Origin of the sequence: Candidatus Tisiphia endosymbiont of Ditula angustiorana, assembly GCF_964026425.1 — a bacterium.
GTDB lineage: Bacteria > Pseudomonadota > Alphaproteobacteria > Rickettsiales > Rickettsiaceae > Tisiphia.
Genome location: NZ_OZ032143.1, coordinates 1,971,007 through 1,985,271, shown reverse-complemented (window position 1 = coordinate 1,985,271; position 14,265 = coordinate 1,971,007). Strand labels below are relative to the sequence as shown.

General features: G+C 32.5%; 14 protein-coding genes. 5 read left to right on the top strand and 9 right to left on the bottom strand.

The annotated features are described in order from the left end of the window. The first annotated feature begins 124 nt into the window (after positions 1-124). Together AAGD29_RS09535 and AAGD29_RS09530 are read left to right on the top strand one after the other, a co-directional pair. Positions 125-754: a recombinase family protein gene (locus tag AAGD29_RS09535; protein ID WP_341757955.1), complete on the top strand. Its 630-nt coding sequence runs from the start codon at positions 125-127 to the stop codon at positions 752-754. After that, positions 690-1,364, top strand: a complete 675-nt coding sequence (locus AAGD29_RS09530) for an IS630 family transposase (protein ID WP_341757954.1) — start codon at positions 690-692, stop codon at positions 1,362-1,364. The genes AAGD29_RS09535 and AAGD29_RS09530 overlap by 65 nt, the downstream gene beginning before the upstream one ends. A 155-nt stretch (positions 1,365-1,519) precedes the next feature. Here the strand turns inward: AAGD29_RS09530 and AAGD29_RS09525 are convergent, their stop codons facing one another. The 4 genes from AAGD29_RS09525 to AAGD29_RS09510 are packed head-to-tail and all read right to left on the bottom strand — an operon-like array spanning position 1,520 to position 5,569. Next, on the bottom strand, positions 1,520-1,642 hold the full coding sequence (locus AAGD29_RS09525) for a hypothetical protein (RefSeq protein ID WP_341757953.1): 123 nt from the start codon (positions 1,640-1,642) through the stop codon (positions 1,520-1,522). Next, positions 1,643-2,395 (bottom strand): SWIM zinc finger family protein, encoded by a 753-nt coding sequence (locus AAGD29_RS09520; RefSeq protein WP_341757952.1) that lies wholly within the window; start codon positions 2,393-2,395, stop codon positions 1,643-1,645. Next, positions 2,388-5,144: a DEAD/DEAH box helicase gene (locus tag AAGD29_RS09515; RefSeq protein ID WP_341757951.1), complete on the bottom strand. Its 2,757-nt coding sequence runs from the start codon at positions 5,142-5,144 to the stop codon at positions 2,388-2,390. Before AAGD29_RS09515 ends, AAGD29_RS09520 begins: the two co-directional genes overlap by 8 nt. 32 nt (positions 5,145-5,176) lie before the next feature. After that, complete coding sequence (locus AAGD29_RS09510; protein ID WP_341757950.1) at positions 5,177-5,569, bottom strand: transposase; 393 nt, start codon at positions 5,567-5,569, stop codon at positions 5,177-5,179. On the opposite strand from AAGD29_RS09510, the gene AAGD29_RS09505 reads away from it, so the two are divergent. Then, positions 5,537-5,749: a hypothetical protein gene (locus AAGD29_RS09505; protein ID WP_341757949.1), complete on the top strand. Its 213-nt coding sequence runs from the start codon at positions 5,537-5,539 to the stop codon at positions 5,747-5,749. The two genes, AAGD29_RS09510 and AAGD29_RS09505, sit on opposite strands and share 33 nt — an antisense overlap. Positions 5,750-5,872: 123 nt before the next feature. On the opposite strand, the gene AAGD29_RS09500 is transcribed toward AAGD29_RS09505, so the two are convergent. Both AAGD29_RS09500 and AAGD29_RS09495 read right to left on the bottom strand, forming a co-directional pair. Further along, the gene (locus AAGD29_RS09500; RefSeq protein WP_341757948.1) at positions 5,873-6,340 is read right to left on the bottom strand and encodes a ProQ/FINO family protein; all 468 of its coding nucleotides are present in this window, start codon (positions 6,338-6,340) and stop codon (positions 5,873-5,875) included. Between the two features lie 82 nt (positions 6,341-6,422). Then, positions 6,423-7,403, bottom strand: coding sequence for a virulence protein RhuM/Fic/DOC family protein (locus AAGD29_RS09495; RefSeq protein WP_341757947.1), 981 nt, complete (start codon positions 7,401-7,403; stop codon positions 6,423-6,425). A 496-nt stretch (positions 7,404-7,899) separates the two neighbouring features. Between AAGD29_RS09495 and AAGD29_RS09490 the strand changes: the two genes are divergently transcribed. Further along, positions 7,900-8,091 (top strand): hypothetical protein, encoded by a 192-nt coding sequence (locus AAGD29_RS09490; RefSeq protein ID WP_341757946.1) that lies wholly within the window; start codon positions 7,900-7,902, stop codon positions 8,089-8,091. Between the two features lie 119 nt (positions 8,092-8,210). Here the strand turns inward: AAGD29_RS09490 and AAGD29_RS09485 are convergent, their stop codons facing one another. After that, positions 8,211-11,525: a Tn3 family transposase gene (locus tag AAGD29_RS09485; RefSeq protein WP_341757362.1), complete on the bottom strand. Its 3,315-nt coding sequence runs from the start codon at positions 11,523-11,525 to the stop codon at positions 8,211-8,213. A 32-nt stretch (positions 11,526-11,557) separates the two neighbouring features. On the opposite strand from AAGD29_RS09485, the gene AAGD29_RS09480 reads away from it, so the two are divergent. After that, positions 11,558-12,199 carry a recombinase family protein gene (locus AAGD29_RS09480; RefSeq protein ID WP_341757363.1) on the top strand — a complete coding sequence of 214 codons (642 nt, stop codon included), beginning with the start codon at positions 11,558-11,560 and terminating at the stop codon, positions 12,197-12,199. Between the two features lie 765 nt (positions 12,200-12,964). On the opposite strand, the gene dnaQ is transcribed toward AAGD29_RS09480, so the two are convergent. Both dnaQ and coaE read right to left on the bottom strand, forming a co-directional pair. Further along, positions 12,965-13,660: a DNA polymerase III subunit epsilon gene (gene dnaQ / locus AAGD29_RS09475; protein ID WP_341754448.1), complete on the bottom strand. Its 696-nt coding sequence runs from the start codon at positions 13,658-13,660 to the stop codon at positions 12,965-12,967. After that, positions 13,648-14,223: a dephospho-CoA kinase gene (coaE, locus tag AAGD29_RS09470; protein ID WP_341757945.1), complete on the bottom strand. Its 576-nt coding sequence runs from the start codon at positions 14,221-14,223 to the stop codon at positions 13,648-13,650. Before coaE ends, dnaQ begins: the two co-directional genes overlap by 13 nt. Positions 14,224-14,265 lie beyond the last annotated feature (42 nt).

The window sequence follows — 14,265 nt, the reverse complement described above, 5'->3', positions numbered from 1 at the left end:
TAATGTCCGTTATATAAATATCTTTTTTATATCAAAAAGGTATATTATATGATAAACCATTATTATGGTGAAAGCACTATAAAATACGTTAAGACAAAATCAATCAAAATTAAGGTATTTTAGGATGATTTATGGATATGTTCGTGTTAGCACTCATGAACAAAATTTAGAGAGTCAGAAAAATATGATTAGCCGATATGGTATGGATCATAAATTTATAGTTGATGAATGGATTGAGCTTGAGATGTCATCACGTCAATCTACTGCTAAAAGACGTATAGATGAATTATTAGAAAAATTGTCACCTAAAGATATTGTCATAGCATCTGAATTATCACGTTTGGGGCGATCAATCAAAGAAACCTTGAATATTGTTGAAACAATTACGCAAGAGAAGCAGTCTAGGCTTATTCTCATCAAACAAAACCTAGACTTAAATCCCAAAGACAAAAATAATGTGACCAACAAAGTTTTAATCACCGTATTCTCTATGACAGCAGAACTGGAACGTGATTTTATATCGGAGCGTACTAAAGAAGGCTTGCGGACTAGGGTAGCAAAAGGCATTAAACTTGGTAAACCCAAAGGAACATTACAAAAATCAATGTACGATAATGATCAGGAGAAGATCTTTCATTTGTATAAACTTGGCGTACCATTACATAAAATTATTTCTACCCATCTTGAATATGGCAAATATTTATCACTTAAAGAATATATTGAAAAACGAGAAGCAAAGATTTCAATATATTGAAATCAAAAAAATCTGGGGTTCTACGTCAGAACGCCTAAAAGGGAATCTCAGAGATAAGGAAGCTATATATTTTATGGATGGTGTTCATCCTCAGTATCAAGCAAGGGCAAGGTGTGGTTGGATAAGAAAGAACCAAGATAAAACCTTACCAACATTCAGTGGCTGGAAAAGAAAGCACATGATTGGTGCTATTAACCTAGCCGATTTGCAGTTAGTAAGTACAGAGAACCCCAAAATAAATGGGGAGCAGATAGTTAATTTTTTACAAAAGTTAGAAGAGGAGAATAGTGACAAGGAGAGAATATATTTAATCTGTGACAATGCTAGTTACCACAAATCCAAGAAAGTCAAGGAATACCTAGTAAATACGAAAATAGAGCTAGTATTTTTGCCACCATATAGTCCAAATCTGAACCCAATTGAGAGATTATGGAAGTTTATGCACCGTATTACAACTAATAATAAATTTTATCATAATTTTGAACAATTTTCGGAAGCAATAAACAAATTTTTTAGCAACATCGGTGATTATAAAGATAGGTTACGTACCTTAATAAACGATAATTTCCAAACTATTACCGTTAACCATTTCTGCAACTCTTCAGGTTAATTGAGTATATTACCTTGTAAGTACCAGCCTCTAGCCCCTAATTTGTAGTCCATTGCCAATTTGGCTCGGATATGCAGTAAAACCCATATTTTTGGTATACTCGATGAAAATCAAGAATTGCGTTGTCGTCTTCAGGGATCTTCGGTGCTCACGTACTAAATGTACGCTCCGCTCCTCGACCCTTCGACTCCTAGCACTTCATAATTTTGATCTTCGTCTATCAACTCTTCATTTACGAGTAGTATACACTCAGAATGATATTTTTTATTTTCAATCACTCATGGTTTTATCTGTTTGTGCCAAGAACGTTTAATATTATGATAAATATTGTGCATACTATCTAAAAATGATTTTCTTTTATGCCAGAATGGTGGATTTATCCCAGCTTTTTTAATAAGTACAGTAGGTATTTTTACCACTAAACTTGTTTTTATCTTTTTATGAGGATTACCCCAAAAATTTCTAAGCCCAATTGCACTTATTTCTTTAGTAGGGATTAGGGTAGTATTTACAACGCTTGATGAACTAACATACTTTTTTATTTTTTCAGATAATAATTTTTTTTCTATTCCCCTAAATTCAAATAGTAACAAAGGATTGTAATCAATTTCTTCTGCAATCTTTAAATATAATCCTGCTATATGCTTACAAGGATTCTCCCAATCAGGACATGAACAAGAAGTTTCTATCTCTTTACTATTCTGTGGTAAAATTGTAGAGATAGTAGAAGGTAATTCTCGTGTTACTAGTTTAGCAAGCAATAAGGGGTCACTTTCAATATTGCTAATTATAGATGCTGCGTTGGACAATTTAGAGAAAGTAATTTGGCTGTTGTAATAGGGAACTTTATACACTCCAAAATATGGGTTTATATTACCCATCATGGTAGCTGAGACGGTGTTTTGTTCTTGTCGATAATTAGACAATCTATTTGGAGTACGGTAGGCACTTCCACGCTGCAATCTTCCCTCTTCTATAAAAGACTTTAAAACTTCTAGAAATTTCTCTCCCCACCACGTTTTATTATTCACCTGATAGAGCCTCCTGTCGTAATTTTATTAAATCCATGAAAGTTTGAGTATTTATACCTTTAAGCCATGATGAATCATCACTTAGCACAGATTCTGACAAAGTGACTTTATCTGTAATAATTTGATCTATTGTCTCTTCTAAAGTACCTTGAGTAATAAATTTGTGTACTAAAACCTTTTTCTGTTGTCCAATACGAAAAGCCCTATCTGTTGCTTGATTTTCAACGGCAGGATTCCACCACCTGTCAAAGTGTATTACTTGACTTGCTTTTGTTAATGTAATGCCGACACCCCCTGCTTTTAATGAAAGAATAAATATTGCTGGAGGTGTGTTATCACTTTGAAACTCTTCAATCATACTATCTCTTACAGTTCTACTAGTAGAACCATGTAATAGATAAGTATTATACTTTAAAGCAAAAAATTTATTTATAGCTTCACAAATTTCCTTATATTGAGAGAAAACCAAAATACTTTCTTTATTTTCTATACCCTCATCAATTATTGATTCTAATCTTTGTAGCTTTAACGATCTGTTTGCCGTAAATTCACTATTATCTTGCAAATATTGCATAGGATGATTACAAATTTGCTTTAATCTAGTTAAACTAGATAGCATGTCCGCACTCGAAAATTCTCCGCTTTTAATTTTATCGCTGATCTTATTAACTACGGCTTGATATAATGAGGCTTGTTCTTTAGTAAGTTGGCAATAAACTTTTTGTTCAATTTTATCTGGCAATTCCGATATAATAGACTTATCACTTTTAAGTCTACGCAATATAAACGGCTCTATAAGCCTCTTTAACTGGGATCTATTTTCATCTTCTCCATGGAATTTTTTCTTAAATATTTTTAAATCTCCTAAATAATCCTTATTTAGAAAGTTAAATATTGACCAAAGATCAACTACGCTATTTTCTATAGGTGTGCCGGTTAATGCAATATAGTGTTTAGCTTTTAAACCAAATAAAGATTTGCTTTGTTGGGCTTTTGGATTTTTTATGTTTTGTGCCTCATCAAGAATAATTCTATGCCATGCAGCGTCAGTAAATACTTTATAATCTTTACGGATCATAGTGAACGTTGTTAAAACTACATCGCAGTGAGTAAAATCACGATCTTTGTTTTTAGCATGATAGGTTTTTATAGAGAGAAGGGGAGCAAATCTTTTAAATTCTCTTTCCCAATTGCCCATGACCGAAGTAGGAACAACCAAGAGATTGTTCCCTGTATTATTTGTTGCCGTAATGTGTGCAATAATTTGAATAGTTTTACCAAGACCCATATCATCTGCTAAACACGGATTCAACCCCATTTGCTCCATATACTGCATCCAAGAAAAACCTTGTGTTTGATAAGGTCTTAGTATTCCATAGAATGCACTTGGAGTATCTAGTATTTTAAAGCTTTGTTTGCTATAAAGAGACATAAGGAATTGATCGGTACTGTGATCAAATTCAATATCAGGATGAGAAGCTTTGTTAAGTAGTTGAAAAATATTCATATCCTCTACTTGATTATTTGCCCAAAAATCAAGTATGCGATCCATATGTTCTAAATCAAGCTGTACCCATTCTCCTCTAAATTGCACCAACTCTTCCTTATTGGCAATTAATTGTCTCCATTCTTCAAAAGTAATGTCTTGCCCGTTTAAAGATAATGAGTATTCAAACGATAAAATACCGTCAAGGGTGAAATAACTATTTTCATTTTGTGATGCAGTGCCATTATTTTTACGTTTAAGCTTCAATTTAGCTGTATTGTATCCTTTTGGCGTATACCAAGAAGGTATAATTACGCTAAAGCCGGATTGTTGTAATGTCCAAGCAGTCTCCTTGAGAAAGAGCCTAGCCTCTTCTTGCGTTAATTCAAACGGTATAATTTTATCTTTACTAAATGCCTGTTCTAGGTCAGGATAAATGCGCATTGCCAAACCTAAATCATTTAAGCAATCATGCCATTGATTATTAATAAGTTCATACTTTGACTGTTCGTCATCATCTTTTTTGAGCAGAGTAAGATTCCATTTAGAATTTTTATTTTCAGGGGCTTCAAGTTTGATGCAGATATTATGTTTAGTTTTATCTAGAGCTGATTTCCAAATTAACCAATGTTCTTTATCAGCATGAGAAAACTTCTTTTGTTTTGAATTAAAAAAACTCTCTAAAAAAGTTCCTGTGATAATTTTAGTTTGTTCTGTAGACAAGTATGTTTGCTTAGCAATATTTGTAACAGTATGATCAAAAAAATGTTGTAATAATTCGGATTTATCATAACAATTATTATTAACATAACAACATACCTCCGGCATCTGTTTAGCTAATTGCCTCACATCAGGATGATATGTAGTCCAGATTGGTTCATCGTTCTGATCAATGCTAGGTATATATAATTCATACTCTAGGATTTCAGAGATTATATCGGTTAGTTGCTGCCAATACATGAAATCTTGTGCCAAGCGTAAAGTATCTGAAGGTAATATATTTTTAATTTCCGAAACATTAACATAGAGACAATTGACTTGATGATATTGCCAACCTATCTTATCCGGAATTTCTAAGTTGTATTCTCTTTCTATTAAAGGTGAGGCAACTGGCATTGTATCGTATGTAGGAAGTAAAATATCAACTTTTCCTCGTTTACCGAAAGCTAGCTGCTTATCCGGAGTGTATATTTTGTTCTTTGTTTCGAGCCAAAGACATATCTGATTTTCGGCAGGGTGCCATATTCCGTGTAATACTTCCATAATATTAAGACTTACTGTACATATCTAAATAATTATACCATTAACTCTTCTATTTCTTTTTTAGATAAACCAGTAGACGCAGAAATTATCTCAACTGACACACCAGCTTTAAGCAAGTTTCTAGCTACAGCCATAACTTTTTTCTTTTCTCCTCTAGCTTCTCCAATTTGGATTCCGTACTGTGTACCCTCTTCTATATATTTTTGTGCAACAGTCTTCATAATGTCTCCTTTTTCTTCTTCAGATAAAGGCTTAGCAAAGACCTGCTCTAATTTTGGTTGCTGATCCTCTAGTAATTTGGTGTCAGTATACCATAAGAATGATCTAAGGTAAATATAGCCTTTTTCTTTATCTACTAATATTTCTAAGTAATAAATTGAAAATAGAGCATTATGAGAACAATAGTTGACATACCTGATAAACAAATAGAAATTCTAGATCAGCTATCTAAAAGAAAAAAAGTATCAAGAGCGGAAAATAGAGTTAAAATACCTGATGCCATAATATGGGCAACTACTCAATATAATAATGGTTTACTAATAACAAGAAATATTAAAGACTTTCCTAATCGTTCATCGGATATAGAGATTCCGTATTATATATAAGTTAGAATATTATATGAGATTATTTGGTTATGTCCAATAAATTATAATTTATTGGACAGTGACTTAAGATAGCTTGCACTTTAAAACTTAATGAGTACTATAGAGATTTTAAGAATTCATAAGTTAATTTTGCTTTAAAGGCTTATTTTCTGTAATAGTACCAACTACTGTACCATTTAAGCTTACTCTATTGCTCCCTAAAATTATAGCTTTACGATAGTTTATATTGCGACAATATATTCTCAAAAATTTACGTATTTTAGTTTTAGACAAATACTCTTGCTCTAACAAAAGTAACTCCTTATGAATACCAATAGCTAGGGGAGTAGGTGGGGTGGTAAAACATTTGGGGTAAGTAGTTTGCAGCAAGTTTAAGATATTAGTATATTCATCCTTACTTAGTAATATTTTTGGTCGAGCTTTTAATTGAATTTGGGTGTTCTTCTCTTTGGAAGTGATGTTGGTATGGTTGTTTGTCTGTATAATTACAGGCTGAGCTGTATTATTGCCTGCTAGCTCAGCATTATTGTTAACGCTAGGTTTGACTTGAGTTATATTTGTCTTTAATCTTAATATTGGTCTATTATACATAATATATCTTATCATTGGTAAGCGATATAGATTGAATTATCTAGAAGATTTTAGTTTTTGGATTTCTTCAATAGTTCAACATCTAGTCGCTTATTAGATTTATAATTAAACTAATCATTAATTCTTTTTGCATTGGATCACTTTCTGCAATAAGCAAGGCAAGCGATGTCATGCTATTTGTTCCCATAGTGTTAAGCCCAATTTTTGCTTTACTCAAATAAAGCAAAAATAATAAACTACCTATTCTCTTATTACCGTCACTAAATGGATGATCCTTGATAATGAAATATAATAGATGTGCTGCCTTGGCTTGCGATGATTGATATAATTGCTCTCCGCCAAATGTTTGATCTATATTACCTAAAATAGCACTCAAGGCATCATCCCTTTCAACTCCAAATAAATTGCCGGCTTCTGCTCCTTGTTGTTGTAATTCTTGTCTTAATACTAGTATTGCCTGTATTGATTCTTGGTAGTTTAGTAAACCACTACTTGCCTCCTGCAAGTTCGTTGGCATATTTAAATTATCTTCGTCATACTTAATCAGCATATCCCATGTTTTACTATAGGCTTTAATTAGACTAACTAGTTCTCTACCAGTATCATTAACTAAATTATGATTGATCAAAGTCGTTGATAATAGCTCAACTGTTTGCTTTAACTGAACTAGCCTATTTTGCACGACTTTATCTTGATTAATGCTATACCCTTTAATGAGATAATCTTTTAATATTTTGGCTGCCCATTTCCTAAACTGCACTCCTCGTTTAGAGTTTACCCGGTATCCAACGGATATTATCATGTCCAAATTATAATATTTCGTATCATATTTCTTACCATCTGATGCAGTATGTGCAATTTTTGCACATACTGTGTTATCAAGCTCCTCTTCTGCTAAGATTTTATTAATATGTTTAGTAATTACTGTTCTATCTTTATCAAAAAGTTCTGCTATCTGTTGTTGAGTAAGCCATACCGTGTCATCATGTATTTGTACGTCAACTTTGGTTTCACCATTTTCAGTTTGATAAATAACTAAATGATTATTTAGCATTTTATTCATAGATATTCCTAATGTGTTTTAAGACATTTTTAATGCATTTACAAAAAGGTTTATTTCTAACCAACGCGGTTTTTCTAAAAAACAAATATGGGGTCAAATTACAGAAACGGGGCAAAAGCGAACTAGCAGCATGAAATTTGCCCGAAATAACTTCTTTTTATAAAACATATCATAGCATAAATTATAACGTCCCATCTATGCATTCCTTGAGATATATACCTTGGAACAACTAAAGCTAAGAAATCTAATCGTATAATAATACTTATACGATTAGAAAATTGTAAGATAATTTTAGAAAATACCTAAAAAATTGCCAAAAAACATCTCCTAATGTCGGATTTGGTCTCTACTTGTCATATTATGTAAATTGTAATATGTTTTTGACCCACTATTGTAATCACATCTGACCCACCTCTTGCAATAGTAAAACCCTGATTAGATATGGATTGTGGAGATTAAATTATGAACTTAGATGGGTCAATAGTTCATTACAATAGTGGGTCAAAAACACATTACAATTTACAAAATAGGAGATGAAGGGGCTAAGTATCTAGCACAAGCCTTACAGCACAATAACTCTGTCACTACAATAGATTTGGGGGTGAACCAAATAGGAGATGAATTACTAAAAGATATAATGGAATATTGCCAAGAATCACTGCCTTTACTTGGTGTTAGTGAGTTGTAGTTAAGGAAGTTGCACTGTATACTTGCAGTTTTCAGCACTTTTAAAGTGCCTTTTTGGTATCCAAAGCACAAATCCCCGCCGATAAACTAGGATGCTCTATGTACCTTATATCTCTAGGTTTACAAGGTTGTTTTTAGATTTTTTTGTAACTGTGCAACTATATCCTCTATTTTTATTGTCTCTTTTACTTGCATAAACTCATATTTGCCGATAAAGTTAATATGTTCCCACCTTACTGGAGACACGCTGTTTAAATAGTTTATTCCCTCTATATTTCCTTGTGTGGTAAGCTCTGCAAGCAGTTTGTCTAGTATAATTGCATTGTATAATATTATAGAATTCGCCAGTAATCTAGAACATTGATTCCATATCTCATTCTCTAAAATGGTCTGTCCTCTAAACTTCCCACTATGTACTTTTGCTATAGCTCTACGTAGCTGGTGGTAAGCTTCAACCCTGTTTAAAGCTTTACGAATTTGACTCCGTAAAATGTCATCATCGATGAAATCTAATAAATAGAGACTTTTCAGTATTGAATCATATTCCCAAAGAGCTGTTTTAATTCTGCTGTACCTCTTATGAGATGACAACTTACCTATAATAGTAGCTTGGGTTGATTCCATCGTCGCGAGCGATATAAATATTCTTTGAATATTATCCCATTCTTCTGTGATGAGTTTTCTATTGGCGAGTTTAGTTGGTTTGATAAAGCAGTCTTTGTATAAGGTCAAAGGCTTCATACTTCTAAGGCTTTTGACTTGTTCTTTTGGGTCGCTAAAATTTGGCATAAATAATTTGCTTATGGAATCAAGCACAGCAAAGTTAACCCTGTTAATTGAATGCATATCTCCTGATATGGCGTTTGGATCAATGTCAGAGGTATTATTATATATAATGTCGTAGGTATAATGGCTCTCATGCTCATTCGCACCAATCATCTTGCAATTGATCGGCACATGGTTAAGTACCATACTAAACGGAACAATGCCTTTATATAAGCCAAAATATTTGGGAGAGTATCTTGCTTGCATAGTATCTAACCTTGTTTCAAACTTTTGGCCATCTACTGCAGCTAGTAATTTATCCGTCAAAATGTTCCACGAGTTAAATACCTTAAGACTAGCTATTTTGTTACTGATAATATCATTAGCCTCTCGTAAATTTTCTAGGCTCAAAAAGTTTTTTTCTATATTACTCAGAGTGCTATAGCTTATATCACAACTTCGTGCCATGCGATAAGTACCAAAACTAAACCCATTGGCTACAATGCAGGCAATGATTCCTTCATAATCAGCTTTTTGCTTAGAGTAACGTGGTTTGATATGATCAAAAGCTTCACAGAAGTTGGTTTGCTCATTGATACAATATAACAACTCACTAATATTAATATTTGGTATTCCAGCGAAGAAATTATCATCTCTCTTATCTACAGTAGGATTGATTAAGTGCCATTTGTAGTTCTTGTTACCATCTTTATCCTCTTTGCCAGCTTTAGTCTTACTCTCTTTTATTTTAATGTGGCTATTTTCTTTACTAGCAATTTTTCTATTCACTTCTAAAGTTTTTGCATGAAGTTTTGTTTCTAATTCATCAAGTCTTTGTTCTATATCAACAGCAATATTAGGGTAGTTCAGTTTTTGTATGAGTTCGTCTTTATTTTGCCATACCTTATCAGAAACAAGATCCGTGCTTAGGCTTTTATACTTAGTACTTTCATTACAAAAAATATTCCCCTTATCAATTTCCTTTACAATAGATTGGTATAGATAAAACTCATATTTATCTAGATGATAAGCATTGGAGGTTGTAGCCGTGCTTGAGGTTGGTTTAGTTGCTGTAGTAACAGCCGTAGGAGTTGTGGTTACGGCAGTTCCAGCCAAGATTTGACTTTGGTTGGACGTAGGTGACGTTTGTGCTGCATCAGAGGGTTTGGTGTTAGTTTCATTGCCTTTAAAAATATATAGATATTTTCTGATACTTTTTGGAATAAATGTGTCAGGAAATTTATCGTTAGCGATCTTACTTAGCGGCACTTCTTTATCAAAAACATCCTGTAGAAAGGATATTGCTTGCATTAAATCATCATCCTTTTTACTGCTACAAAACTCTATTGATCTAAATAGCATACGGAGATTACCCTTAATACGCTTGGCTTTATTAACATAGAATTCCCATTTAGCAGACTCAAAGTCAAAGGATTGTCCCTCAATATAGTCAGCTGTTGGTAGATACTGAGTTTTAGGGAGAATATTGTACGCAGATTTCCAAAAATTTGTATGCTCTATTTGTTCCGCCTCTCCCATAAATCTTAATAAGCTACTTACTTTTGGTAAATTATCATTATAATGAACTGTATGGAGTACGAGTTGCTGATGAGCATATTCATTGGACTCTTGAATGAAGTTGTTATTACAATAGATAAAACTAGTAACTAAATTATTGATGATCTCTTTGTATCTCTGATTAATGTAGCATAGCAAATACAGGTTTCTAAGTGGTTTGCTAAATTGCTCTAATCTGTAAATATTATACTCATCTGCAATACTGGCGTAGTACCTAATACATTTAGGTGATATTTCAAGTTTATCTATTAGCTGTTTGGATAGTTTATAATATTCTGAATATATACGAGACTTAGCACATTCTTCTTTGAGTTCTGAGTATTTAAAATTCTTTGGTTCTCGCTTGAGTGTTGATAAATTCATTGTAGAGCCTGATTGAGTCATACCTAACAAAAAATTATCAAGTGCTGGAGGTATATTATCTCGAAGTATATTTTCTATACGTTTAAATTCGATACTGATTGATAGGCTGATTATATCGTGTAATATAGTGTAACTTGGTAATACAATTTGTTTTATCTGAATCTGAGATAGTATTTCCCTAAAAATATCTAGATGATTTGCATGAATACGCACTAAAAGCAAAGCTTGTTCTACAAGCTCTTTACGTGCTTTATCATTGAAGTCTCTAAAATTCAGTAAAGCCAAAATTTTCTTATTGCTTTCTTCTTTTTTTGCCTTAAGCAATATACTTTTACGCTTATCTTGTATGGCAAAATACTGAGTTAACACATAATCCAAGTCTAGCAGAACATCTTTGTAGTCAAAAGAAAATAACCGACCTTTAGCTTTAAAATAGCCAAGTTGTAATATTGCATGAACTTTAGAAGAAATATCGGGAATTTTTTCAATGAGCTGCCTCTCCTTCTTATTTAAAGAAAAGAAAACAATCCTTTCTTCTAATGTGAACTTTGGCAAAGAATAAAGATCATTGACTTCAGCCTCGCTTAAAATTTTGATGCGTTTATAACCTGTAACCATAAAACCATAAATCATAGCTTTTTGTATATGATAAAACGGTCGATAAGATACTGCTATTTTGTAAGTGCTATATATGTTATATAAATAATACAATATGTATAGTTTTTTCATAAAAATACAGTTAAAACTTAACAGGCTAGAGAATGACCAAAATTATAGCTTATATTCGTACCTCAACCGATAAACAGGAATTAAATAATCAAAAACTTGCAATATTAGAGTATGCCCAGAGAAATAATCTAAAAATATCTGAGTTTATTGAAATTCAAGTTTCTTCTAGAAAAACTTCTAAACAGCGAAGGATAGAAGACGTTTTAGGAAAACTCTGTAGTACTGATATGTTGATTGTAACAGAGCTGAGTAGGCTTGGCAGGAGTACTCCTGAAGTCATAGATCTGGTCAATGAATTAGTAAAAAAAAATATCAGAGTGGTAATACTTAAACAAAACCTTGACATTAGCAAGCAGGATATGAATTCCAAAGTCACAATTACCTTGTTTGCATTATTTTCAGATCTTGAACGTGATCTAATCAGTGTTCGTACTAAAGATGCCCTTGCACTTAAAAAAGCTCAAGGACAAATATTAGGTAAACCAATTGGTAGTATACAAAAAAGCAAGTTTGATAAAGACGTTAGTAAAATTAAAGAATTACTAAAACTAGGTCTGTCGGTAAGAAAAATATCCAAATTCTTTGGTTATAATAACCATATATCGCTTAATACTTATATTCAAAAAAGAAAATTGAAAGATAGTTTAAATGGAGACAAAAATACGAGTTTTTAAATGGTTTAATTAATAACACAAAAAACACTCTAAAACCTATATTATAAAAGGCTTAGTTCATGCTGGTTTATCGGCGGGGATTTGTGCTTCGAACCCCTATTTCATCTATATCTTATCCCGAACTGACGTAATTTGGTTTTCTAGTAAAGAGGCTTTTAGTGAAAAAGAAGTTATAGCTCTCAGGTGGTGTGAAGCCATAACGCGTGGCTCTTTCGAAAAGGTTGACGAAATGAAAGATGAACTATTACAGCGTTTTTCTGAGAGGGAAATTGTGGATATTACGAGCTGTATTTCAATTATGAACGCCTTAAATAGAATAGCTATAACCTTAAAAACGCTTTAACCATAATTGAAACGTAGACCCAATATACCAAAAAGAACCAATTAATACAAGGGTATGAAGCCCTTCTACCCAATTTATATATTTTAGAAGATGCCATAGATGTGCTTATAAATTCGAGGCTTTTGAGCCGATGTCATAACGGGCTTATAACTAAAAACGAATTAGATGGGTTTTTAGCACAGCAATACTTTTTCTCTATTGATATTATTACTATAATTGCTTAGTGGAATCACTAAAAGATGCTAAAATATCTTGTACCTCCCGTTTAATATATGGCAGTTCTTTAACAAGTATAATGACCCCATAAACTAGACCAGTGACTAAGTCATTTATTACCTTATCACGCCAATCATACAAGTCACTGGTCTAGTTTTATAGGGTCATTATAGTATATATGTCATTCTCACTTTCGCACACTGGTTCTACAACCAAATTGGAGAAAGAATTTTTGACAAAAACTCTTTATGTTTTTGTAACTCTTCCTTAGTTGGTTTGATAACTATAGTATTCTTTTTATTTGCCATAGTAGTTTGAACCACTAACTCGTCTATATTTTGTGCCTTTTGGCTATTAATATTGAAACTTATCTGCCTACCTCCAGTAAGTTCAACATAAACTTCTGCCAGTAATGCTGCATCTTTAAGCGCCCCATGCAACTTACGTGCAGAATTGTCAATTTTATATCTTTTACATAATGCGTCAAGATTAGCTTTCATTCCAGGAAACATCTTCCGAGCTAAAGCAAGAGTATCGATAATATTGGAAAGTTCTAAATACTCTGTAGAAGGTCTTTTGAGCAGAGATAACTCATAATTAATAAACTTAACATCGAATGCTGCATTATGGATAATAAGCCTGCTATTGTTAATAAACCCTAGGAATTCGTCAACAATTTCTTCAAAAGGTGGTTTGTCTTTTAAAAATTCCCCAGATATGCCATGTATGCGATAAGCTTCCGTCGGCATATCTCGCTTTGGATTAATATAAAAATGAAAATGTTTGCCGGTTAGAACTTTATTAACCATCTCAATAGCACCAATCTCAACAATTCGGTGACCACTTTTGGGGTCTAAACCAGTTGTCTCAGTATCTAAAATTACTTCTCTTAATTGCTGCATTTTAATTCTTCTATTAGTTGAGTTATTTGTTTATCTAAATCTACTAGATTAACATCCGTATTAATAACAAAATCTGCTTTTTCTATTTTAATCTGTTGTGGCAATTGAATTTGTGCTATTTTATTATAAGCTGTTAAATTAAAAGCCTCTCTAGACATTGCACGTTTTAATCTAGATTCTTCTGAGCAGAATGTTGTAACATAAAAATCAAAATATTGATTAAATCCAGCTTCAAAAAGTAATGGTATCTCAGCAAATGTAATCTCTGATTTACTATTTTGCTGTTTAAAAAGAAACAAACTCTCCTCTACAAATGGATGAATAAAATTTTGCAGTTTGTTTCTTGCTGAATCATTAGCATAGATTAGCTCTGCAATTTTTCTTTTATCAAAGCTTTTTAGATCAGGTAGTAAGTTAAGAACCATATTTTGTATTTCTGACTCTTCGTATAGGTTCTTAACATATTCGTCAGCAGAAAAAGTTATAAATCCTAAATTAGCTAAATAATTTAAGACAAAAGTTTTGCCTGAAGCATAACTACCGGTGATTCCTACCGCGATCATTCTAATAAATATTTTATTTTTTCTAAGTAATTTTCACTTTAA

What these genes read in the sequence shown, in the direction of transcription:
- AAGD29_RS09535 (WP_341757955.1), top strand. Translation starts at nt 125, where the DNA reads ATGATTTATGGATATGTTCGTGTTAGCACTCATGAACAAAATTTAGAG.
- AAGD29_RS09530 (WP_341757954.1), top strand. Translation starts at nt 690, where the DNA reads ATGGCAAATATTTATCACTTAAAGAATATATTGAAAAACGAGAAGCAA.
- AAGD29_RS09515 (WP_341757951.1), bottom strand. Translation starts at nt 5,144, where the DNA reads ATGGAAGTATTACACGGAATATGGCACCCTGCCGAAAATCAGATATGT.
- AAGD29_RS09505 (WP_341757949.1), top strand. Translation starts at nt 5,537, where the DNA reads ATGAGAACAATAGTTGACATACCTGATAAACAAATAGAAATTCTAGAT.
- AAGD29_RS09500 (WP_341757948.1), bottom strand. Translation starts at nt 6,340, where the DNA reads ATGTATAATAGACCAATATTAAGATTAAAGACAAATATAACTCAAGTC.
- AAGD29_RS09495 (WP_341757947.1), bottom strand. Translation starts at nt 7,403, where the DNA reads ATGAATAAAATGCTAAATAATCATTTAGTTATTTATCAAACTGAAAAT.
- AAGD29_RS09485 (WP_341757362.1), bottom strand. Translation starts at nt 11,525, where the DNA reads ATGAAAAAACTATACATATTGTATTATTTATATAACATATATAGCACT.
- AAGD29_RS09480 (WP_341757363.1), top strand. Translation starts at nt 11,558, where the DNA reads ATGACCAAAATTATAGCTTATATTCGTACCTCAACCGATAAACAGGAA.
- dnaQ (WP_341754448.1), bottom strand. Translation starts at nt 13,660, where the DNA reads ATGCAGCAATTAAGAGAAGTAATTTTAGATACTGAGACAACTGGTTTA.
- coaE (WP_341757945.1), bottom strand. Translation starts at nt 14,223, where the DNA reads ATGATCGCGGTAGGAATCACCGGTAGTTATGCTTCAGGCAAAACTTTT.